Source organism: Pseudomonas sp. NBB (genome assembly GCF_032701105.1).
Lineage (GTDB): Bacteria > Pseudomonadota > Gammaproteobacteria > Pseudomonadales > Pseudomonadaceae > Aquipseudomonas > Aquipseudomonas asiatica.
The window spans coordinates 5471701-5493299 of the sequence record NZ_CP103994.1 but is presented as its reverse complement, the minus strand read 5'-3'; the positions used below and the strand labels follow the sequence as shown (position 1 = coordinate 5493299).

Genomic DNA, 21599 nt, shown 5'->3' with positions numbered 1-21599 from the left:
GGACTCTTAAAGGGCGGAAGCGGAGGCGAGGTCCTGGCGCTCGAGGGCGAGCGGTGCGGGTCCGGTCAATTTTACCCGTTCATGGGGGGGCAGCGACAGGGTGGCGCCGAGTACATTCGGGCGGATTGGCAGTTCGCCGGCATCCAGGTCCAGCAAGCAGACCAGGGTGACGCTGGCCGGGCGGCCATAATCGAACAGTTCGTTGAGCGCGGCGCGTACCGTGCGGCCGCTCATCAGCACGTCATCCACCAGCACCAGGTGCTGGCCCTCGACCTCGAACGGCAGTTCGGACGGGCGCACTTGCGGGTGCAGGCCGTTCTGGCTGAAGTCGTCGCGATAGAACGACACGTCCAGAGTGCCCATGGGGCTGGTGTCGCCCATGGCTTCCTGCAGGGCCTGGGCAACCCAGACGCCGCCGGTGCGGATGCCGATGTAGCGCGGTTCGTTAATTGCCCGGCGCGCCAGGTGGGCACGAAGGTCGACAGCCATCTGCCGAATCAGGTCGGCGGGATTGGGTAGGCTCATTGCGGGCTCCTCGGAAGGGTGCGCCGGGCGGGGCCGGCGGCAAAGATGATCAGGTATTGGCCTCCAGCCAGCCTTGCAGCAACAGGGCGGCGGCGATGGCATCGACCGGGTTGTCGCGGTAGCTGCCGCGCTGGCCGCCACGGGCCATGCGCTCGCCCTTGGCCTCGAAGGTGGTCAGGCGTTCGTCGTGGGTGTGCACGGGCAGGTTGAAGCGGCCGTTCAGGCGGCGGGCGAACTTTTCTGCGCGGGCGCTCATTTCGCTGGGGGTGCCGTCCATGTTCAGCGGCAGGCCGACGACGATGGCGTCGGGCTTCCATTCGGCAATCAGCTTTTCCACTTGGGCCCAGTCCGGCACGCCGTTCTGTGCCTTCAGGGTGCAAAGCTCGCGGGCCTGGCCGGTAACCACCTGGCCGACGGCTACGCCGATCTGTTTGCTGCCGTAGTCGAAGCCCAGCAGCAGACGCAATTCCGGGTGCAGTTCGGCCATCAGGCGTGGCCCGCCTGGCTGGTCAGCAGGTTCAGGTTGATCCCCAGGCTGGCGGCGGCGGCTTCCAGGCGCAGGTCGCTGGTCAGGCCGAAGATGATTTCCGGGTCGAACGGGCAGTTGAGCCAGGCGTTGTCGGCAAGCTCCGCTTCCAGTTGGCCCGCTTCCCAGCCGGCATAGCCCAGGGTGATCAGGCTCTGTTTCGGGCCTACCCCGGCGGCGATGGCAAGCAATATATCCTGCGAGGTGGTCAGCGACAGCCCATCCAGCGCCACGGTGGCCTGGAAACTGCATTCGCTGCTGTGCAGCACGAAGCCACGGTCGGTCTGTACCGGGCCACCTTGGTAGATCGGCACCTGCAAGGTGCTGGCCGGTGGCATTTCGTCCGGGCGCAGCTGCTCGAGGATGTCGGCCAGGTTCAGCTCCTGCGGCCGGTTGACCACCAGGCCCATGGCGCCATGGGCGTTGTGCTCGACGATGTACGTGAGGGTCTGGGCGAAGTTCGGATCGGCCATGTGTGGCATGGCGATCAGGAACTGATGCTTGAGGTAGCTCGGCGTGAGGGTTTTCATGGGGGATAGTGTGGCGCCAGGTGGCGAGGCTGACAAGGTGCGTAACGAGGCTTGCGCGTTCCCTGTGGGAGCGGGTTTACCCGCGAATGCGCCAGATCAGGCAATGATGTCGCTTAGTCGGACGCTTTCGCGGGTAAACCTGCTCCCACAGGGACCGCGTAATGCCGCAGGTCAGTTACTGGACAAACGGTCCCCACGGGCAAAGCGCCAGGTGCGGATGATCTCCAGCCGGTCAAACTCGGCCAGGTCCCCGGTAAACGGCGCAAACGGCGCCGCCAGCCGCACGATGCGCTGCGCCGCCTGGTCAAGCACCGGTTGCCCGGACGACTCCAGCACCAGTACCTCGTACAACGAGCCATCGCGGTTGATCGACACCATCATGCGCAGGTTGCCGTAGATCTGTTGCCGGCGCGCTTCATCGGGGTAGTTCAGGTTGCCCACCCGCTCGACCTTCTTGCGCCACTCTTCCTTGTACCAGGCCCCCTTGTCGCGCATGGTCGAGGCGGCATTGAGCCGGTGGATGCGCGGGCGCTTGGCGTACATCTGCTGCTCGTTGGACAGCTCCGCCTCCAGGCTGGCGATCTGGCTGGACAACTGTGAGCTGTCGAAGTCCGGTGCCGGGGCTGCCGGCTTGGGCTGCGGTTTGCTTTCCCTGGGTTTGGGCTCGACCTTCTGCGGCTTGGGCGCCGTGGTCACTACCGCCGACTTCTGCGGGACAGGGGGCGGTACCACCTCGGGCTTCGCGGCGGGTGGCGGGGTGATCTTGTTGATCTTGCTGTCCTGGAACGGTGCCAGTTCGGTGGTCTTGGGTACCGCTTTCTTGTCCAGGGTGCCGCTGCCCTGCTGGTTGTCCTGGGCCTGGAAATCGGCTTTCTCCGGCGGTTTCTCGCTCTTGAAGGTGGCCAGGGTGATGTCCATGGTGTGGCGGATTTCGGCAGGCTTGACCACGCTGAAGCCGACGCCGAGGATCAGCGCCAGGTGCACCAGGGCAGCCAGGAACAGGGTAAAGCCGAGCCGGTCCACCGGGCGAACACGGGGGGGCAGCAGGTCGGCGGGGATGTCAGCGGGCAGCGTCATCGGGTTTCCAGCAACCGCAGGGCGGGGCAGCAGGCCAGGCTAAAAGGACCCGCATCATACCCCACTCTGGGTTGTTGCCGTGCGTCGGCGGTCAGCGCGCCTTCAGCTGGCGATCAATGGCATCCATCAATTGCCCGCCGATATCGGTGTTGTAGGCGGCATCGATCTCGCGGATGCAGGTGGGGCTGGTGACGTTGATTTCGGTGAGGTAGTCGCCGATCACGTCCAGGCCCACGAACATCAGGCCCTTCTCGCGCAGGGTCGGGCCGACCTGGGCGGCGATCCAGCGGTCGCGGTCGGTCAGCGGGCGTGCTTCGCCACGGCCGCCGGCGGCCAGGTTGCCACGGGTCTCGCCGCTGGCCGGGATACGCGCCAGGCAGTAGTCCACCGGCTCGCCGTCGATCATCAGGATGCGTTTGTCGCCGTCGACGATCTGCGGCAGGTAGGCCTGCGCCATGATCTGCTGGTTGCCGTGCTGGGTCAGGGTTTCCAGGATCACCGACAGGTTCGGGTCGTCCTTGCGGTGGCGGAACACCGAGGCGCCGCCCATGCCGTCCAGCGGCTTGAGGATTACGTCACCACGGCTGTCGGCGAACTCGCGCAGGATGTCGACACGGCGGCTGACCAGGGTAGGCGCCATGCACTGCGGGAACTGGGTGGCGAACAGTTTTTCGTTACAGTCGCGCAGGCTCTGCGGGCGGTTGACCACCAGCACGCCTTCGCGCTCGGCCTGCTCCAGCAGGTAGGTGCTGTAGACGAACTCCATGTCGAAGGGCGGGTCCTTGCGCATCAGGATCACGTCCAGCTCGGCCAGCGCGCTGTCCTGCTCCTCGCCCAGCTCGAACCAGCGGGCCGGGTCGGCGAACACTTTCAGCGGGCGCATCTGCGCACGGGCCTGGCCGGCGCCCAGGTACATATCGCGCTGTTCCATGTAGAACAGGCTCCAGCCGCGTGCCTGGGCGGCCAGCAGCATGGCCAGCGAGCTGTCCTTCTTGTAGGAGATGGACGCGATGGGGTCCATGACAATGCCGAGGCGAACGCTCATGGGGTGGTTCCTCTTGGCGGCACGTGGCCGCGATGGATCGAAAGAAAAGTGGCTCAGGGTGGCGCCGTGAACGCCGCCGGTCAAGGGGCGCCGCAGATGGAACGGCCACCCGGAGTGTGCTAAAAATGCCAGTCATAGCGCTATACAACAGGCCTTTGGGGCTGCGCAGCAGCTCCAGGAATTCGGCATAAGCAGCGACGGTAGCCCAAGTGATGGAACAACCCCTGAAGGTGATGGTGATCGACGACTCGCGCACGATCCGCCGCACCGCACAGATGTTGCTCGGTGAAGCGGGCTGCGAGGTGATCACCGCCAGCGATGGCTTCGATGCGCTGGCCAAGATCGTCGACCACCAGCCCAGCATCATCTTCGTCGATGTGTTGATGCCGCGCCTGGACGGCTACCAGACCTGCGCGGTGATCAAGCACAACAGTGCCTTCAAGGACACCCCGGTCATTCTGCTTTCGTCACGTGACGGCCTGTTCGACAAGGCCCGCGGCCGGGTGGTCGGCTCCGACCAGTTCCTGACCAAACCGTTCAGCAAGGAAGAACTGCTCGACGCGATCCGCGCCCACGTGCCCGGTTTTGCCGCAGCCCAACAACACGCACCCTGACCGCGCCCCGCCATGGCACGGTCTTTCTTTCCTGATGGGGAACCAGCATGGCCCGAGTTCTGATTGTCGACGACTCGCCGACAGAGATGTACCGATTGACCGAATGGCTGGAAAAGCACGGCTACCAGGTGCTCAAGGCCAACAACGGTGCCGATGGCGTGGCCTTGGCACGGCAGGACAAGCCCGACGCGGTGTTGATGGACATCGTGATGCCCGGCATGAACGGCTTCCAGGCAACCCGTCAGCTCAGCAAGGACCCGGAAACCAGCACCATCCCGGTGATCGTGGTCACCACCAAGGACCAGGAAACCGACCGTATCTGGGCCACGCGCCAGGGCGCTCGTGACTTCCTGACCAAGCCGGTGGAAGAGGACGCGCTGATCGCCAAGCTCAAAGAAGTGCTCGGGGCTTGACCACCCGCCCGCAGGGCGCGTCGCTGACCGCCTTCGAGTTGTTGCTGGACATCGACCGGCGCTGCCGCCTGCTGGTCGCCGACCAGCCACCGCAGGACAACCGCCTGCAACAGTGGAGCGGCATCGGCTTCCGCATAGCCGGGCAATGGTTCGTCGCGCCCATGGGCGAGGTTGCCGAGGTGCTGCGCGAACCGCGCAGCAGCCGCGTCCCCGGCGTGCAGCCGTGGGTGTGCGGGGTAGCCAACCTGCGCGGGCGGCTGTTACCGGTGATGGACCTGAGCAGTTTCTTCGGCCTGGGCCACGCCGCCCCGGGCAAGCAGCGGCGGGTGCTGGTGCTGGATCACGAGGACCTGTTCGTCGGCCTGCTGGTGGACGAGGTGCTGGGCCTGCAGCACTTTGCCCTCGACAGCCTGCAACTGTCGCCGCCACAGCCCCTGATCCGCGCGGCTGCACCTTTCGTGCAGGGGCATTTCCCGCGTGAACGCAACTGGGCGATCTTCAGCCCCTTCGCCCTGGCCCAGGCGCCGGGCTTTCTCGATGTGGCGTTATAGGACCTGCGAACGTGAACAAGCCTGCCACCCCCGTCACCACCGTGACCCCACGTACCCGCAGCATCGCGCAGATCACCGTGCTGTTCCTGATCCTGATCCTGTCGATCATTCTGCTGTTCGCCAACTTTGCCTACCTGAACACCCAGTCCAACTACGACAAGCAGTACATCGGCCACGCCGGCGAACTGCGGGTGCTGTCGCAGCGCATCGCCAAGAACGCCACCGAAGCCGCCACCGGCAAGGCCTTGGCCTTCAAGCTGCTGTCGGACGCGCGCAACGATTTCGAACGGCGCTGGGGCTACTTGCGTGAAGGTGACAAGTCCACCGGCCTGCCACCTGCGCCGCCCATGGTGCGTGACGAGATGGAAGCGGTACGCCGCGACTGGGAAAACCTGCGCAAGAACACCGACACCATCCTGGCCAGCGAGCAGACCGTGCTGTCGCTGCACCAGGTGGCGGCGACCCTGGCCGAGACCGTGCCGCAGTTGCAGGTGGAATACGAGAAAGTGGTCGAAATCCTGCTGCAGAGTGGCGCCCCGGCCAGCCAGGTGGCGGTGGCCCAGCGCCAGTTGCTGCTGGCCGAACGCATTCTCGGCTCGGTCAACACCGTGCTGGCCGGTGACGATGCCGCGGCCCAGGCGGCGGATGCCTTCGGCCGCGATGCCGGGCGCTTCGGCCAGGTGCTCGAGGGCATGCTCAGTGGCAACGCGGCGATCCAGGTGACCCGTGTCGAGGACGCCGATGCCCGTGCGCGCCTGGCTGAAATTGCCGAGCTGTTCCAGTTCGTTGCCGGCTCGGTGGATGAAATCCTCGAAACCTCGCCGGAACTGTTCCGCGTGCGCGAGGCTGCGGGCAACATCTTCAGCCTGTCGCAAACCCTGCTCGACGAGGCCTCGCACCTGGCCAACGGTTTCGAGAACCTGGCTGGCGGGCGCACGCTCGACACCGTCGGCGGCTATGTCCTGGGCCTTCTGGCGCTGGCTTCGATCATCCTCATCGGCCTGGTCATGGTACGCACCACCAACCGCCAGCTGCGTGAGACGGCGGAAAAGAACGAACGCAACCAGCAGGCGATCATGCGCCTGCTCGACGAAATCGAAGAGCTGGCTGACGGCGACCTGACCGTGACCGTATCGGTGACCGAAGACTTCACCGGCGCCATTGCCGACTCGATCAACTATTCCGTGGACCAATTACGCGACCTGGTCGCCACCATCAACCACAGTGCCGTGCAGGTCGCTGCCGCCGTGCAGGACACACAGAACACCGCACGCCAGCTGGCCAAGGCCTCGGAGCACCAGGCCGAGCAGATCAGCGAGGCTTCCGAGGCGGTTGGCGACATGGTCGAATCGATCGACCGGGTTTCGGCGCATGCCTACGAGTCGGCCAAGGTGGCCGAGCGCTCGGTGGCGATCGCCAACAAGGGCAACGAGGTGGTGCACAACACCATCAACGGCATGGACAACATTCGCGAACAGATCCAGGACACCGCCAAACGGATCAAGCGCCTCGGTGAGTCCTCCCAGGAAATCGGCGATATCGTCAGCCTGATCGACGACATTGCCGACCAGACCAACATCCTCGCCCTCAACGCGGCGATTCAGGCCTCGCTGGCCGGCGAGGCCGGCCGTGGGTTCGCCGTGGTCGCCGACGAAGTGCAGCGCCTGGCCGAACGCTCGTCCTCGGCCACCCGGCAGATCGAAGCGCTGGTGCGCACCATCCAGGCCGACACCAACGAGGCGGTGATATCCATGGAGCAGACCACCGCCGAGGTGGTGCGAGGTGCCCGCCTGGCCCAGGATGCCGGGGTGGCGCTGGCCGAGATCGAAGGCGTATCGCAGAACCTCGCCGACCTTATCCACAGCATCTCCGATGCCGCCCAGCTGCAGACTTCGTCTGCCGGGCAGATCTCCCACACCATGGCGGTCATCCAGCAGATTACCGCGCAGACCTCCGCCGGCTCCGGCGCCACTGCCGACAGCATCCGCCACCTGGCACGCATGGCCAGCGAGATGCGCCGTTCGGTGTCCGGGTTCACCCTGCCACCACCAGCAGAGCCCAAGTGAATAGCCCTACTGAAGAGTAGCGCCGAGGAGTGCCCATGGCTGTAGCAGCTGTAAGCCCCGAGCGCCACGACACCGTGGCGCTGGCCTGGACCAAAGCCGCCATCCTTGACTGCCTGGGCCAGGCGCGCCAGGCGCTGGAGCGCTTTGCCGGCGAGCCTGGCGACCTGTCGATGATGGCGTTCGTGGTCGACAACCTCCACCAGGTGCACGGCTGCCTGCGCATGCTCGAACTGCGCGGTGCCACGCGCCTGGCTGAAGAACTGGAGCTGTTCGCCAAGGCCCTGGCCGATGGTCAGGTCAGCCCCCGCGGTGATTGCCTGGGCGCGTTGTTCCGCGGCCTGGAGCAATTGCCATCGTATCTGGAGCGCCTGCGCGGCGCCCGCCACGACCTGCCACTGGTGATGCTGCCGCTGCTCAACCAGCTGCGTGCCTGCCGTGGCGAGGAGCCGTTGGCCCAGGCCAGCCTGATCAGCGGCGCCACACAACGCTTTGCCGGTGCCGACGACCTGGCCAACCTCGACCTGTCGCTGGGCAACTGGCGCGACCAGCTGCAGGCAGGGCCGGGCCGCGATGCCCTGCGCTCGGTGGTGACCGCGCTGTGCGACGACCTGATGCGCATCAAGGAGCGCCTGGACCAGTTCGTGCGTGGCGATCGCCAGCACAGCGAGCAGCTCGATGCCCTGCTGGCACCGCTGCGCCACGTGGCCGACACCCTGGCGGTGCTTGGCTTCCAGCAGCCACGCCGGGTGATCATCGACCAGGTGCTGGCGCTGCAGGCCCTGGCCCAGGGCGAGCGGGCCGTGGACGACGCGGTGTTGATGGATGTAGCGGGGGCCCTGCTGTACGTGGAGGCCACGCTCAATGGCATGGTTGGCCCGCTGGAGGAAAACGGCCAGGGCGGCCTGCCGGGCTCGGACCTGGCCGAAATCCGCCAGCTGGTGTTGAACGAGTCGCTGAATGTGCTGCAGCAGGCCAAGGACCTGATCGGCGATTGCCTGGAATCCGGCTGGCCTCGGCAACGCCTGCAACCTTTGCCAGGGCTGTTGCAGCAGATTCGTGGTGCACTGGCGATGTTGATGCTGCCGACCGTGGCCGAGCTGTTTGCCGGTTGCGCCAGCTATGTGCAGCGGTGGCTGCAGCACCTGGAGGTGGAGCCGCCAGCCGATGAGCTGACGCACTTGGCCGAGGCCCTGAGCGCCGCCGAATGCTACCTGCAATGGCGGGTGGCGGACCCATTGGCGGATGGCCAGCCCTTCATCGACATGGCGCGCGCCAGCCTGGCGACACTGGGTGTGCACTGCGCGATGGTCGAGGCCACCGCAGGCCAGGATGGCAGCGCTGATGGCATCGATGACGAGCTGCGTGAAGTGTTTCTCGACGAGGCCGGTGAACTGCTGCCGGAAATCGAGCGCCACTGGTTGCGCTGGCGTGCCGACAACCAGCAGCGCGAGGCACTGGGAGAAGTACGCCGCGCCTTGCATACGCTCAAGGGCAGCGGCCGCATGGTGCATGCCGAGGCGGTGGCCGAGCTGGCCTGGGGCGCAGAACACCTGCTGAACCGGGTACTCGAGGGCCGCAGCGTGCTCAGCCCGGAAGGCGTGGTGGCCCTGCAGCAGGTATTCGTCTACCTGCCCGACCTGCTGGCCGACTTTGCCGCAGGCCAGTTACCGCAACTGACGGAAATCGAGCAACTGGCCGGGCACCTGCATGCCCTGGCCGAAAACGATGCCCCGGTGGCGGCCGACATCGACGGCCTCGATCCGCAACTGCTCGAGATTTTCCGCAGCGAGGCGCAGGGCCACCTGGCCAGCCTGGATGCTTTCCTGCAGGGCGCCGACGGCCACGATACGCAGGTCAGCGATGGCCTGCAGCGCGCCCTGCATACGCTCAAGGGCAGTGCCGCCATGGCCGGGGTGATGCCGGTCGCCGAACTGGCCACCGCCTTCGACCGCCTGGCTCGTGAATACAAGGGCCACCAACTGCCCCTGCAAATGGCCGAGATCGAATGGCTGGAAGCTGCGCGCTCGCTGTTCCACCTGGGCCTGGCGCAACTCGACAGCACGCCGTTGGCAGCCATCCCCGGCGCCGCGGAACTGATCGAGCAGGTCGGCCAGGCGGTTGACGGGCACCTGGCCAGCTTGCATGACGACCCGCAGCATGGGCGGCGCAGCAAGCGCGACCCGCAATCGATTGCCAGTTTCCTGGCCCAGGCCATGGATATCCTGCTTGATGCCGAGTCGTTGCTGTCGCGCTGGCAGGAACAGCCCGGCCAGCGCGATGCGCTGGACACCCTGCTCGACGAACTGACTACCCTGGGCCACGCTGCGCATCTGGCCGACCTGTGGCAGATGGATGACGTGTGCGAGGCCTTGCTCGACTTGTACGGCGCCGTGGAGGAGGGCAGCCTGCCCGCCGATGCACGGTTCTTCGCCCACGTGCAGCGGGCCCATGAAGCACTGCTGGACATGCTCGACGAAGTGGCGGCCGGGCAGGACATCCCGCCAAGGCCAGAGCTGGTCGACAGCCTGCGCCACCTGCTTGGCCAGGCCCTGGCACCGGAGGCCACTGGCCTGGTGGGCATCGACACGGTCACGCCGTTGCATCCGGACATGGACCTGGCCGATACCCTTGGCCTCGGGCCTGCGCACAACCCTTTGCTGCCAGCTGTGGCCGAGCCGCTGGTCGAAGAGCCGGAAAGCCCAGGCGAAGAGCTGCTGGAAGTCTTCCTCGAAGAAAGCTCGGACATCGTCGAGAGTGCCGCCGCTGCCCTGGCGCGCTGGCAGGCTGACCCGCGCAGCAGTGTCGAGGTGGACAACCTGATGCGCGACCTGCACACCCTGAAGGGTGTGGCGCGCATGGTCGAAATTGCGCCGATCGGCGACCTGGCCCACGAGCTGGAGTTTCTCTACGAACTGCTGGCCGCAGGCCGTATGCCACCGAGCGCGCCACTGTTCGCCTTGCTGCAGAACTGCCATGACCGCCTGGCGCATATGCTCGATGCCGTGCGCCTGGGGCAACCGCTGCATGCTGCCACCGCGCTGATCGACTACATCCGCAACTTCAGCTTCTCGGCCCTGGCCGACAGCGCTGCCGGCCAGGGGCCGGTCGAGGCCGCGACCAGTGAGGCGCCGGCGGTGGCTCCGGAGCGGGCACCAGGTGATATGGTCAAGGTCGATGCCGAGCTGCTCGACGACCTGGGCAACCTGGCCGGTGAGCACTCGATCATCCGCGGGCGCATCGAGCAGCAGGTGAACGATGCGCAGTTCACCCTCAACGAGATGGAAACCACCCTCGAGCGCATGCGCGACCAGTTGCTGCGCCTGGATATCGAGACCCAAGGGCGGATGTCCAGCCGGCAGCAGTTCGAAGGCGATGCCTATGACGACTTCGACCCGCTGGAAATGGACCGCCACTCGCAACTGCAGCAGCTGTCGCGGGCCTTGTTCGAGTCCGCCTCGGACTTGCTCGACCTCAAGGAAACCCTGGCACAGCGCGCCCAGGAAGCCCACAGCCTGCTGCAGCAGCAAGCGCGGGTGAACAGCCAGTTGCAGGAAGGCCTGACCGCTACTCTGATGGTACCCTTCGAGCGCCTGGTGCCGCGCTTGCAGCGTGTGGTACGGCAGGTGGCCAGCGAGCTGGGCAAGCAGGTGGAGCTGGTGGTCGGCAATGCCGAGGGTGAACTCGACCGCAGCGTGCTCGAACGTATGGTGGCGCCGCTGGAGCACATGCTGCGCAACGCCGTCGACCATGGCCTGGAAAGCCGCGAAATGCGCCTGGCCGCGGGCAAGCCGGAGCAGGGCACCATTCACCTGAATCTGCTGCACGAAGGCGCGGATATCGTTATCGAAATGACCGACGACGGTGCCGGCGTGCCACTGGAAGCGGTGCGCCGCAAGGCCATCAAGCGCGGCCTGCTGGACCCGCAGGCGCAATTGAGCGATCACGAGATCCTTCAGTTCATTCTGCGCCCGGGCTTTTCCACTGCCGAGAAGATCACCCAGATTTCCGGGCGTGGCCTGGGCATGGACGTGGTGCACGAGGAGGTCAAGCAGCTGGGTGGCTCGATGAGTATCGAGTCGGCCCAAGGCAAGGGGGCGCGCTTCCTGATCCGCCTGCCGTTCACCGTGTCGGTCAACCGTGCGCTGATGGTGCACCTGGGTGAAGAGCAGTACGCCATTCCGTTGAACACCATCGAGGGCATCGTCCGCGTGCCGCCGGCAGAACTGGCGGCGTGCTACCAGCTGGACGCCCCACGCTATGTGTACACCGGCCACGAATACGAGCTGCGCTACCTGGGTGAGCTGCTGCAGGGCATGCCACGCCCGGCATTGCTCGGGCAGAGCGTGCCTCTGCCAGTGCTGCTGGTGCATTCCCAGGAGCAATCGTTCGCCATCCAGGCCGATAGCCTGTCGCCCAGCCGCGAGATCGTGGTGAAGAGCCTGGGGCCGCAGTTTGCCGCAGTTGCCGGGTTGTCGGGGGCAACGCTGTTGGGCGATGGTCGGGTGGTACTGATTCTTGACCTGCTGGGCCAGTTGCGTGGCCAGCAGCGGCGCCTGGCGCGCCTGCCGGGTGGCGGTGCGGCTCGGCGCCAGGTGTTCGGCCCTGCGCCACGGCGGGCGTTGCTGGTAATGGTGGTGGACGATTCGGTGACTGTGCGCAAGGTCACCAGCCGCCTGTTGGAACGCCACGGCATGAGTGTGCTGACGGCCAAGGACGGGGTCGATGCAATGGCCCTGCTGGAAGAACACCGCCCCGATGTGTTGCTGCTGGACATCGAGATGCCGCGCATGGACGGCTTCGAGGTGGCCACACGTATCCGCCGTGACGAGCGTCTGAAAGACTTGCCGATCATAATGATTACTTCGCGCACCGGGCAGAAGCACCGCGACCGCGCCATGGCCATCGGCGTCAACGAATACCTGGGCAAGCCGTATCAGGAGTCGGTCCTGTTGCAGAGCATTGCCCACTGGAGCCAGACCCATGCTTGAACTGATCGCCGGCCAACGCAGCAGCCTGACCGGGCTTTTGCTGCCGTTGGGTGACCGTACCCTGGTGTTGCCCAACGTGGCGGTGGCCGAGTTGAGTGGCCAGCGCAATGTGGTGTGCCAACGCGGCGAGCCGGCCTGGCACCTGGGCTGGATCGACTGGCGCCAGCAGCGCCTGCCGCTGATCGGCTTCGAAGCCGCGTGCGGTGGCGAGACACCCTGCGGCGAGCGGGCACGCGTGGTGGTGCTCAATGCCTTGGGTGATACCGGTCTGCGCTACCTGGCGTTGTTGCTGCAGGACATACCGCGCTCATGCAAGCTGGACAGCCAGCTGAACTACGTGGACGTGGCGTTGGGTCGCCTGGAACTGGCGGCGGTGCAGGTGGGCGAACAGGTAGCGCGGGTGCCGGACCTGGCCGGGCTGGAACGGCTGGTGCGTGACGCGCAATTGCAACCTGAGCTTGGGTAGGATGTAAGACACAGGGCCTCTTCGCGGGTAAACCCGCTCCCACAGGTAGTGCGCCACCCTCTGGTATCGTGGGATCCCTGTGGGAGCGGTTTACCCGCGAAGAGGCCGGAACAGAAGGACGCAGGAACCCAGCCCACCTCAGGAGGTCTGTGTTTGCATGTACTACGGTGAACGCTTCAACGCCTGGACCCACCTGGTCGGTGCCGTCCTGGCCTGTATCGGTGCCATCTGGCTGATCGTGGTCGCGGGCCTGCAGGGCGACCCGTGGAAGATCGTCAGTTTCTCCATCTACGGCAGCACCTTGCTGTTGCTGTACAGCATTTCTACCCTGTACCACAGCACTCGCGGGCGGGCGAAGGTGATCATGCGCAAGCTCGATCACCTGTCGATCTATCTGCTGATCGCGGGCAGCTACACGCCGTTCTGCCTGGTCAGTCTGCGCGGGCCCTGGGGCTGGAGCCTGTTCGGGGTTGTCTGGGGGCTAGCGGTGATCGGCATGTTGCAGGAGATCAAGCCGCGCTCCGAAGCGCGCATCCTGTCGATCATCATCTATGCGGTGATGGGCTGGATCGTGCTGGTGGCGGTCAAGCCGCTGCTGCACTCGCTCGGCAGCGCCGGCTTTGCCTGGCTGGCTGCCGGCGGGGTGTTCTACACCGTCGGCATCATCTTCTTCGCCTTCGACAGCCGCTTCCGCCACTGGCATGGCATCTGGCACCTGTTCGTGATCGCCGGCAGCCTCATGCATTTCGTGGCGGTGTCGTTCTACGTGCGTTAGTTAAAAGTCACCCCACAGTTGCTGTGCCACCGACAATGCAACCACCGGTGCGGTTTCGGTGCGCAGCACGCGTGGGCCAAGGCGTGCTGCGTGGAAACCGGCAGCCTTGGCCTGCTCGACCTCCGCTTCGCTCAGGCCGCCCTCGGGGCCGATCAGAAAGGCCAGTGTGGCCGGCTTGGCATGGCTGGTGAGCGGTTCGGCCACCGGGTGCAGGACCAGTTTCAGGTCGGCATTGGCACTGTTCAGCCACTCGGCCAGGGTCACTGGCGGGTGGATGACCGGCAAGGTCGAGCGGCCGCATTGTTCGCAGGCGCTGATCGCCACCTGGCGCCAGTGGGCCAGGCGCTTGTCGGCGCGCTCGTCCTTCAGCCGCACTTCGCAGCGTTCGCTGACGATCGGGGTGATTTCGTTGGCGCCCAGCTCGGTGGCTTTCTGGATCGCCCAGTCCATGCGCTCGCCACGGGACAGGCCTTGGCCGAGGTGCACGTGCAGTGGTGAATCGGCCTGGCCGGCGAGGGCCTGGTCGAGGCTGACGCGCACGGTTTTCTTGCCCACTTCGAGCAACTGGCCGCGGTATTCCTGGCCACTGCCGTCGAACAGCTGCACGGCGTCGCCGGGGGCCATGCGCAGTACGCGGCCGATGTAGTGGGCCTGGGCTTCGGGCAGGTCATGCTCGCCGAGGCTCAGGGGGGCGTCGATGAAAAAGCGGGACAGTCTCATGGTTGAGCTCAAGCTAAAGGGAGAAGGTGGTCCCTGTGGGAGCGGGTTCACCCGCGAATGCGGCGGTGACTCCACTATTGCATTCGCGGGTGAACCCGCTCCCACAGAGTACGCGGCGGGCTTCCGGGCTTAGCCCGGGTCGCGGAAGTCGGGGTGGAAGTTGGCCGGTACGGCCACGCTGACGCTATCGCGGGTGGCAATGTCGATGCCTTCGCTGGCCACTTCTGCCAGGAAGTCGATCTGATCTGGCGTAATCACATACGGCGGCAGGAAGTACACCACGCTGCCCAGCGGGCGCAGCAGGGCGCCACGCGTCAGGGCATGCTCGAACACTTTCAGGCCACGACGCTCTTGCCACGGGTAGGCGACCTTGCCGGCCTTGTCCTGGACCATTTCGATGGCCAGGGCCATGCCGGTCTGGCGAATCTCGGCCACATGCGTGTGGTCGGCCAGGTGCGCGGTGGCGCTGGCCATGCGGGTGGCCAATGCCTTGTTGGCCTCGATCACGTTGTCCTGCTCGAAGATGTCCAGGGTCGCCAGCGCCGCGGCGCAGGCCAGCGGGTTGCCGGTATAGCTGTGCGAGTGGAGGAACGCGCGCAGGGTCGGGTAGTCGTCGTAGAACGCCTGGTACACCTTGTCGGTGGTCAGGCAGGCGGCCAGCGGCAGGTAACCGCCGGTCAGGGCCTTGGACAGGCACAGGAAGTCCGGGCGAATGCCGGCCTGTTCACAGGCGAACATGGTGCCGGTGCGGCCGAAGCCCACGGCGATTTCGTCGTGGATCAGGTGCACGTCGTAGCGGTCGCAGGCCTCGCGCAGCAGCTTGAGGTACACCGGGTGGTACATGCGCATGCCGCCGGCACCCTGGATCAGCGGTTCGACGATCACCGCGCTGATCGAGGCGTGGTGCTCGGCCAGGGTCTGTTCCATGGCCTGGAACATGGTGCGCGAGTGCTCTTCCCAGCTCGTGCCTTCGGGGCGCAGGTAGCAGTCGGGGCTGGGCACCTTGAGGGTGTCGAGCAGCAGCGCCTTGTAGGTTTCGGTGAACAGCGGCACATCGCCGACCGACATGGCGGCGATAGTTTCTCCGTGGTAGCTGTTGGTCAGGGTGACGAAGCGCTTCTTGCCCGGCTTGCCGACGTTCTGCCAGTAGTGGAAGCTCATCTTCAGCGCCACTTCGATACACGACGAACCGTTGTCGGCATAGAACAACCGGTCGAGGCCGGCCGGGGTCATGGCTACAAGGCGCTCGGACAGCTCGATCACCGGCTGGTGGCTGAAACCGGCCAGGATCACGTGCTCCAGCTGGTCGACCTGGTCCTTGATGCGCTGGTTGATACGCGGGTTGGCGTGGCCAAACACGTTGACCCACCAGCTGCTCACCGCATCCAGGTAGCGCTTGCCTTCGAAGTCTTCCAGCCACACGCCTTCGCCGCGCCTGATCGGGATCAGCGGCAGCTTCTCGTGGTCTTTCATCTGGGTGCAGGGGTGCCACAGGACCTTGAGGTCGCGTTGCATCCACTGATCATTGAGGCCCATGGGCACTTCTCCTGGCTTTGCGGCTTGGTTCGACCGCGTAAGCCTAAGCAATGCCGCAGGGCAGGACAACCGCCGCTGTTCATCGGGTTGCCAGCTACGCTTGCTACCGCGTGGAAACGCTGCAGGCAAAAATGTCAGTGGCGAAAAGGACTTGATGTCACTGCGCTGGCAGGGTCGGTAGACCTGACGTATTCTTAACGCATCTCTCCCGGGGCATTTCTGCCTCTCCACGTTTCTGTAACCCCCTGACTCGGAGTTCGCCGACATGGCTGCTGCTTGGGTGCGCCTGTGCGCGTTGGTATTGATTGGTGTGTCCAGCGGCGCCGCGCTGGCAAAGGACAAGACACCTTCGGCGATCGTCGTGGGTGGCGGCCTGGCGGGCCTGACGGCCGCCTACGAGCTGCAGAACAAAGGCTGGCAGGTGACGCTGCTGGAAGCCAAGCCGGGCATGGGCGGGCGCTCTGGCCTGGCTACCAGTGAGTGGATCGGCAACGCCAAGGCGCAGCCGGTGCTCAACCAGTACCTCGACCGTTTCAAACTTGAAACACTGCCGGCACCGGAGTTCGTGCGTACCCCCGGTTACCTGATTGACGGCGAGTATTTCAGTGCCACCGACCTGGCTACCAAGCAGCCGGCCACCGCCGAGGCGCTCAAGCGTTACGAGAAAACCCTCGATGACCTGGCCCGTTCGATCGAAGACCCGCTGAACCCGCAAGCCAACAGCACGCTGTTCGCCCTCGACCAGATCAACGTCTCCACCTGGCTGGACAAGCTGCAGCTGCCGACCACCGCCCGCCAGCTGGTCAACCAGCAGATCCGTACCCGCTACGATGAGCCATCGCGCCTGTCGCTGCTGTATTTTGCCCAGCAGAACCGCGTGTATCGTGGCGTCAGCGACCGTGACCTGCGTGCCGCGCGCCTGCCCGGTGGCAGCCCGGTACTGGCCCAAGCGTTCGTCAAGCAACTGAAGACGATCAAGACCAGTTCACCCGTGACCTCCATCGTCCAGGACAAGGACGGTGTCACGGTCAAGGTCGGCAGCGTCGGCTACCAGGCGGATTACCTGGTCATGGCCGTGCCCCTGCGCGCCCTGGCCAAGATCCAGATGACCCCGGGCCTGGACAGCCAGCACCTGGCGGCGTTGAAGGGTACCAACTATGGCTGGCGCGACCAGCTGATGCTCAAGTTCAAGAAGCCAGTGTGGGAAAGCCGGGCGCGCATGTCGGGCGAAATCTTCAGTAACGCAGGCTTGGGCATGCTGTGGATCGAACCCGCGCTCAAGGGTGGCGCCAACGTGGTGATCAACCTGTCGGGCGACAACGCCCGCCTGCTGCAGGCGTTCGGTGACAAGCAGATGGTCGACCAGGTGCTGATCCGCCTGCATGCGTTCTACCCGCAGGCCCGTGGTTCGTTCACCGGCTACGAGGTCAAGCGCTACAGCACCGACGCCGGTACCGGCGGCGCCTACCTGGCCTACGGCCCGGGGCAGATCAGCAAGTACTGGCGCCTTTGGGAGCGTCCGGTGCAGCGCATCACCTTTGCCGGTGAGCATACCGACGCCCTCTACCCGGGCACTCTGGAAGGCGCCCTGCGCAGTGGCCAGCGCGCGGCCAGCCAGGTGCAGGACCTGCTGGCCGGCAAGTCGTTCGACCCGGCCAAGGCGGCACCAGTGGCGGCGGCGGCAGCTGCAGGCGCCGTGGCGGCCAAGGAGAGCAAGGGCGGGTTCTTCTCCAACATGTTCGGTGGTTCTTCCGACAAGGGCGACAAGGCTGACAAGGCCCCGGTCAAGGCCGAGCCGAAGCCGGTCGATGAGGCCAAGCAGGATAAGCCGGGCTTCTTCAAGCGCCTGTTTGGCGGGGCGGACAAGCCTGAGGTGAAGGCCGAGCCGATTGCCAAGGCCGAGGAAGTGGCGCCTGCGCCAGCCCCAGCCCCGCAAGCAGCGCCGGCCCCGGTTGCGCCAGCGCTTGTGGTCAAGGAAGCAGCGACCAAGCCTGCTGCGACCAAGGCTGCATCTGGCAAGCATGCACCGGCGCACAAACCGACCCACAAGCCTGCCGAGACCAAGAAAGCGACTGCCAAGTCCGAACCGGCCAAGAAAGCTGTAGCCAATACCCAAGCCAAGGCCGGTTGATTTATTGACAGTGCTGGCCCTTTCGCGGGTAAACCCGCTCCCACAGGGCCGGCACTGGCAACCGCTGATTACCCAACTATCGTTAATGTTTCCTTAATGGGAAGCTTACAGAATACATATCGGATTTCTCGATAAACCAAAGCAATTTTTTACGCTTTTATTCGATGCGTTACGCGTTAGTCTGTGCACAGCTTTCACGGGGAAACACGTCAACATGCAACTGCGCAATTCATCTTCTCGCTACGGCGTGGTCAGCATCGTCCTGCACTGGGGCGTGGCTCTGGCAGTCTTCGGCCTGTTCGGGCTGGGCCTGTGGATGGTCGGCCTCGACTACTACAGCCCTTGGCGCAAGGCCGGCCCGGACCTGCACAAGAGCATCGGCCTGGTGCTGCTGGCGGTGATGCTGCTGCGGGTGCTCTGGCGCTTCATCAGCCCGCCACCACCGGCACCAGCCAGCCACGGCGCATTCACCCGCCTGGCAGCCAAGTTGGGCCACCTGGCCCTGTACCTGGGGCTGTTCGCGGTAATGATCGCCGGTTACCTGATTTCCACCGCCGACGGTGTCGGCATTCCGGTGTTTGGCATGTTCGAAGTGCCGGCACTGGTCAGCGACCTGCCCGACCAGGCAAACCTGGCAGGCGTGATCCATCTCTGGCTGGCCTGGGGCTTGGTGATTTTTGCCGTGCTGCATGGCTTGGCAGCGCTCAAGCACCATTTCATCGACCGTGACGCGACCCTGACCCGCATGCTGGGCCGCAAAGCTTGACTCTCAACCTCAATTGCAAAGGAAGGAAGTAAGGATGTTGAAAAAGACTTTTGCCGCTCTGGCGCTCGGTACCGCTCTGCTCTCCGCCGGCCAGGCCATGGCTGCCGAGTACAAGATCGACAAGGAAGGCCAGCACGCGTTCGTTGACTGGAAGATCAGCCACCTGGGCTACAGCTTCATTCACGGTACCTTCAAGGACTTCGACGGCAACTTCACCTGGGACAGTGCAAAGCCTGAAGCCAGCAAGATCAACGTCGACCTGAAAACCGCCAGCCTGTGGTCGAACCACGCCGAGCGTGACAAGCACATTGCCAGCGCCGACTTCCTCGACGTGAAGAAGTATCCCGAAGCCAAGTTCGTCTCCACCAGCGTCAAGCCGACTGGCGACAAGACTGCTGACGTGACTGGCGACCTGACCATGCACGGTGTGACCAAGCCGGTCACCTTCAAGGCCACTTTCAACGGTGAAGGCAAGGATCCATGGGGCGGCGAGCGCGCTGGTTTCAACGCTACCACCACGCTGAACCTGAACGACTTCGGCATCAAGGGCCCGGGCGCTACCTCGCAGACCCTGGACCTGGATATCAGTGTTGAAGGTGTGAAGCAGAAGTAATTTGCTTTAGCTGAAGTACCGAGGGGGCTGCTTCGCAGCCCTTTCGCGACACAAGGCCGCTCCCACAGGTATTGCGCAGATTTCACTTGCAGCGCAATACCTGTGGGAGCGGCCTTGTGTCGCGAAAGGGCCGCAAAGCGGCCCCCTCATACTTTTTGTCAGCCCTTGCGGGTCAACAGCGCCGGGCGCTCACCGCGCGGGCGGCTCGGCAGGTCATCCAGCTGCTCTGGCGTCGGGTAACGGTCGAGCTTGGACTCCTTGCGGATGATCACTGGCTGTTTTTCCGGCTGGCGCGGGTTGCGCACGGCCGGCTCTTGCCGTGCAGCATCGTCACGGGCCGGGCGACCACGGCCGCCACCATCACGACGGGCGCCGCCACCATTATTGGCGCGGGCCGGACGTTTCTCGCCGCCACCGCTGCTGCGCGGCTGGCCGCTATTGCGACCCTGGCCACCGGCGTTGCTGCGCTGGCCATTACCCTGGCCCTGACCTTGGCCGGCATTGGCACCCGGGCGGCGATTGCGGCCCTGGTTCTTGCCCTGGTACGGGCTGACATAGTCGGCACGGTTGCCGAAGTTGTCGATATCGTCGTCCAGGAACTCTTCCGGATCACGGTCGACAGGCACTTTCGGCGCACTGCTGTTGCTGGCCTGCTGTTGCTGCTGGCGTGGCTTCTTGTCACGCGGCTTGCGTTGCTGCTGTTGCTTGTCGCCGCTCTTTTCCTTGTCGGCCGGCTTGTCCGCAGCCTGTTGCTTGGCCTTGCCTTTATCCTTGCCCTTGTCCTTGCGGCCGCCGTTGGCGTCTTTGCCGCCGTCGCCGCGGGCTTGCTGGTTACGGCCACCACGGCCATTGTTCTGCTGGCGTTCGCGTACTTCAGGCTTTTCTGCTTCAACCTGGCTGGCGTCGAAACCCATCAGGTCGCCGTCAGGAATCTTCTGCTTGGTTACCCGCTCGATGCTCTTGAGCAGTTTCTCTTCATCCGGCGCGACCATGGAAATGGCCTCGCCTGAACGCCCGGCACGGCCGGTACGGCCGATACGGTGGACGTAGTCTTCCTCTACGTTCGGCAGCTCGAAATTGACCACGTGCGGCAGCTGGTCGATGTCCAGGCCACGGGCGGCGATGTCGGTGGCGACCAGTACGCGCACGCTGTTGGCCTTGAAGTCGGCCAGGGCCTTGGTGCGGGCGTTCTGGCTCTTGTTGCCATGAATTGCGGCGGCGGTCAGGCCGTGCTTTTCCAGGTACTCGGCCAGGCGGTTGGCGCCGTGCTTGGTGCGGGTGAACACCAGTACCTGTTCCCAGGCACCCTGGGTGATCAGGTGCGCCAGCAGCGCGCGCTTGTGGCTGGCGGGCAGGCGGTAGACGCGCTGCTCGATACGCTCGACGGTAGTGTTCGGCGGGGTGACCTCGATACGCTCCGGGTTGTGCAGGAGCTTGTCGGCGAGGTCGGTGATGTCCTTGGAGAACGTGGCCGAGAACAACAGGTTCTGGCGCTTGGCCGGCAGGCGAGCGAGGACCTTCTTGACGTCATGGATGAAGCCCATGTCGAGCATGCGGTCGGCTTCGTCCAGCACCAGGATTTCCACGTGGGCCAGGTCAACCTTGCCTTGGCCGGCCAGGTCGAGCAGGCGGCCCGGGCAGGCGACCAGCACGTCCACACCCTTGGCAATGGCCTGGATCTGCGGGTTCATGCCGACGCCGCCGAAAATGCAGGCGCTGACCAGTGGCAGGTCACGGGCATAGACCTTGAAGCTGTCATGCACCTGGGCTGCCAGTTCGCGGGTCGGGGTCAGGACCAGCACGCGAGGTTGGCGCGGGCCATGGCGCTGCGACTTGTCGGGGTGGCCGGCCGGGAACAGGCGCTCGAGGATCGGCAGGGCGAAACCGCCGGTTTTACCAGTACCTGTCTGTGCGGCGACCATCAGGTCGCGGCCTTGCAACACGGCGGGAATCGCCCGCTGTTGCACGGGGGTCGGCTGGGTGTAGCCCGCAGCCTCGATAGCGCGGACAAGAGCCTCGGAGAGACCGAGGGAAGCAAAGGACATGGGCAATCCTGTTCTCGTGTGGGCTGGGCCCGTTTGGGATGTTCTGCCTGGCGCGACGGGCATCGGTGGGATGCGATCGCGTCCGGTCCAGCTGGGCTTTCACTGCACATCCGGGTAGCAGAGGGTGGACGCGAAGGTGCGTCGATGCCGATCGGGATGCCTGTTGCGAGGCCGAGCGTCCGGGCGTGAGCCGGGCGGGAAGGCCCGAGTAT

Annotated in this window: 18 protein-coding genes; 10 read left to right on the top strand and 8 right to left on the bottom strand. The window is 65.1% G+C overall.

Features of this window, described 5'->3' with window-relative positions:
- Window positions 1–6: 6 nt before the first annotated feature.
- The 5 genes from pyrR to gshB form a co-directional block, all read right to left on the bottom strand.
- The gene (gene pyrR / locus NY023_RS25360) at window positions 7–525 is read right to left on the bottom strand and encodes a bifunctional pyr operon transcriptional regulator/uracil phosphoribosyltransferase PyrR (RefSeq protein WP_003257772.1); all 519 of its coding nucleotides are present in this window, start codon (window positions 523–525) and stop codon (window positions 7–9) included.
- Between the two features lie 49 nt (window positions 526–574).
- On the bottom strand, window positions 575–1012 hold the full coding sequence (gene ruvX / locus NY023_RS25355; RefSeq protein ID WP_013974530.1) for a Holliday junction resolvase RuvX: 438 nt from the start codon (window positions 1010–1012) through the stop codon (window positions 575–577).
- Window positions 1012–1581 (bottom strand): YqgE/AlgH family protein, encoded by a 570-nt coding sequence (locus tag NY023_RS25350; protein WP_013974529.1) that lies wholly within the window; start codon window positions 1579–1581, stop codon window positions 1012–1014. Before NY023_RS25350 ends, ruvX begins: the two co-directional genes overlap by 1 nt.
- Window positions 1582–1752: 171 nt before the next feature.
- Complete coding sequence (locus NY023_RS25345) at window positions 1753–2658, bottom strand: energy transducer TonB (RefSeq protein ID WP_013974528.1); 906 nt, start codon at window positions 2656–2658, stop codon at window positions 1753–1755.
- Window positions 2659–2749: 91 nt separating this feature from the next.
- Window positions 2750–3703: a glutathione synthase gene (gene gshB / locus NY023_RS25340; RefSeq protein WP_013974527.1), complete on the bottom strand. Its 954-nt coding sequence runs from the start codon at window positions 3701–3703 to the stop codon at window positions 2750–2752.
- 212 nt (window positions 3704–3915) lie between these two features.
- Here gshB and NY023_RS25335 point away from each other — a divergent pair, with 212 nt between their 5' ends.
- The 7 genes from NY023_RS25335 to trhA all read left to right on the top strand — a co-directional run bounded on the left by NY023_RS25335 (window position 3916) and on the right by trhA (window position 13576).
- Complete coding sequence (locus tag NY023_RS25335; RefSeq protein WP_003257770.1) at window positions 3916–4317, top strand: PleD family two-component system response regulator; 402 nt, start codon at window positions 3916–3918, stop codon at window positions 4315–4317.
- A gap of 47 nt (window positions 4318–4364) precedes the next feature.
- On the top strand, window positions 4365–4730 hold the full coding sequence (gene pilH / locus NY023_RS25330; protein ID WP_003257768.1) for a twitching motility response regulator PilH: 366 nt from the start codon (window positions 4365–4367) through the stop codon (window positions 4728–4730).
- Window positions 4727–5281 (top strand): chemotaxis protein CheW, encoded by a 555-nt coding sequence (locus NY023_RS25325; protein ID WP_003257767.1) that lies wholly within the window; start codon window positions 4727–4729, stop codon window positions 5279–5281. The genes pilH and NY023_RS25325 overlap by 4 nt, the downstream gene beginning before the upstream one ends.
- Window positions 5282–5292: 11 nt before the next feature.
- On the top strand, window positions 5293–7347 hold the full coding sequence (locus tag NY023_RS25320; protein WP_013974525.1) for a methyl-accepting chemotaxis protein: 2055 nt from the start codon (window positions 5293–5295) through the stop codon (window positions 7345–7347).
- Between the two features lie 35 nt (window positions 7348–7382).
- The gene (locus tag NY023_RS25315; RefSeq protein WP_013974524.1) at window positions 7383–12335 is read left to right on the top strand and encodes an Hpt domain-containing protein; all 4953 of its coding nucleotides are present in this window, start codon (window positions 7383–7385) and stop codon (window positions 12333–12335) included.
- The gene (locus tag NY023_RS25310; RefSeq protein WP_013974523.1) at window positions 12328–12801 is read left to right on the top strand and encodes a chemotaxis protein CheW; all 474 of its coding nucleotides are present in this window, start codon (window positions 12328–12330) and stop codon (window positions 12799–12801) included. Before NY023_RS25315 ends, NY023_RS25310 begins: the two co-directional genes overlap by 8 nt.
- 157 nt (window positions 12802–12958) lie before the next feature.
- The gene (gene trhA / locus NY023_RS25305) at window positions 12959–13576 is read left to right on the top strand and encodes a PAQR family membrane homeostasis protein TrhA (RefSeq protein ID WP_013974522.1); all 618 of its coding nucleotides are present in this window, start codon (window positions 12959–12961) and stop codon (window positions 13574–13576) included.
- On the opposite strand, the gene NY023_RS25300 is transcribed toward trhA, so the two are convergent.
- Window positions 13577–14296: a 16S rRNA (uracil(1498)-N(3))-methyltransferase gene (locus NY023_RS25300; protein WP_013974521.1), complete on the bottom strand. Its 720-nt coding sequence runs from the start codon at window positions 14294–14296 to the stop codon at window positions 13577–13579.
- Window positions 14297–14425: 129 nt separating this feature from the next.
- Window positions 14426–15832, bottom strand: a complete 1407-nt coding sequence (locus NY023_RS25295) for an adenosylmethionine--8-amino-7-oxononanoate transaminase (RefSeq protein WP_013974520.1) — start codon at window positions 15830–15832, stop codon at window positions 14426–14428.
- Window positions 15833–16097: 265 nt separating this feature from the next.
- Between NY023_RS25295 and NY023_RS25290 the strand changes: the two genes are divergently transcribed.
- The 3 genes from NY023_RS25290 (at window position 16098) to NY023_RS25280 (ending at window position 19342) form a co-directional block, all read left to right on the top strand.
- Window positions 16098–17963: a flavin monoamine oxidase family protein gene (locus NY023_RS25290; RefSeq protein ID WP_013974519.1), complete on the top strand. Its 1866-nt coding sequence runs from the start codon at window positions 16098–16100 to the stop codon at window positions 17961–17963.
- Between the two features lie 214 nt (window positions 17964–18177).
- Window positions 18178–18729 carry a cytochrome b gene (locus NY023_RS25285; protein ID WP_013974518.1) on the top strand — a complete coding sequence of 184 codons (552 nt, stop codon included), beginning with the start codon at window positions 18178–18180 and terminating at the stop codon, window positions 18727–18729.
- A gap of 34 nt (window positions 18730–18763) precedes the next feature.
- Window positions 18764–19342: a YceI family protein gene (locus tag NY023_RS25280; RefSeq protein WP_013974517.1), complete on the top strand. Its 579-nt coding sequence runs from the start codon at window positions 18764–18766 to the stop codon at window positions 19340–19342.
- Window positions 19343–19500: 158 nt separating this feature from the next.
- Here NY023_RS25280 and NY023_RS25275 read toward each other — a convergent pair whose 3' ends face one another.
- On the bottom strand, window positions 19501–21387 hold the full coding sequence (locus NY023_RS25275) for a DEAD/DEAH box helicase (protein WP_024087836.1): 1887 nt from the start codon (window positions 21385–21387) through the stop codon (window positions 19501–19503).
- Window positions 21388–21599: the final 212 nt, after the last annotated feature.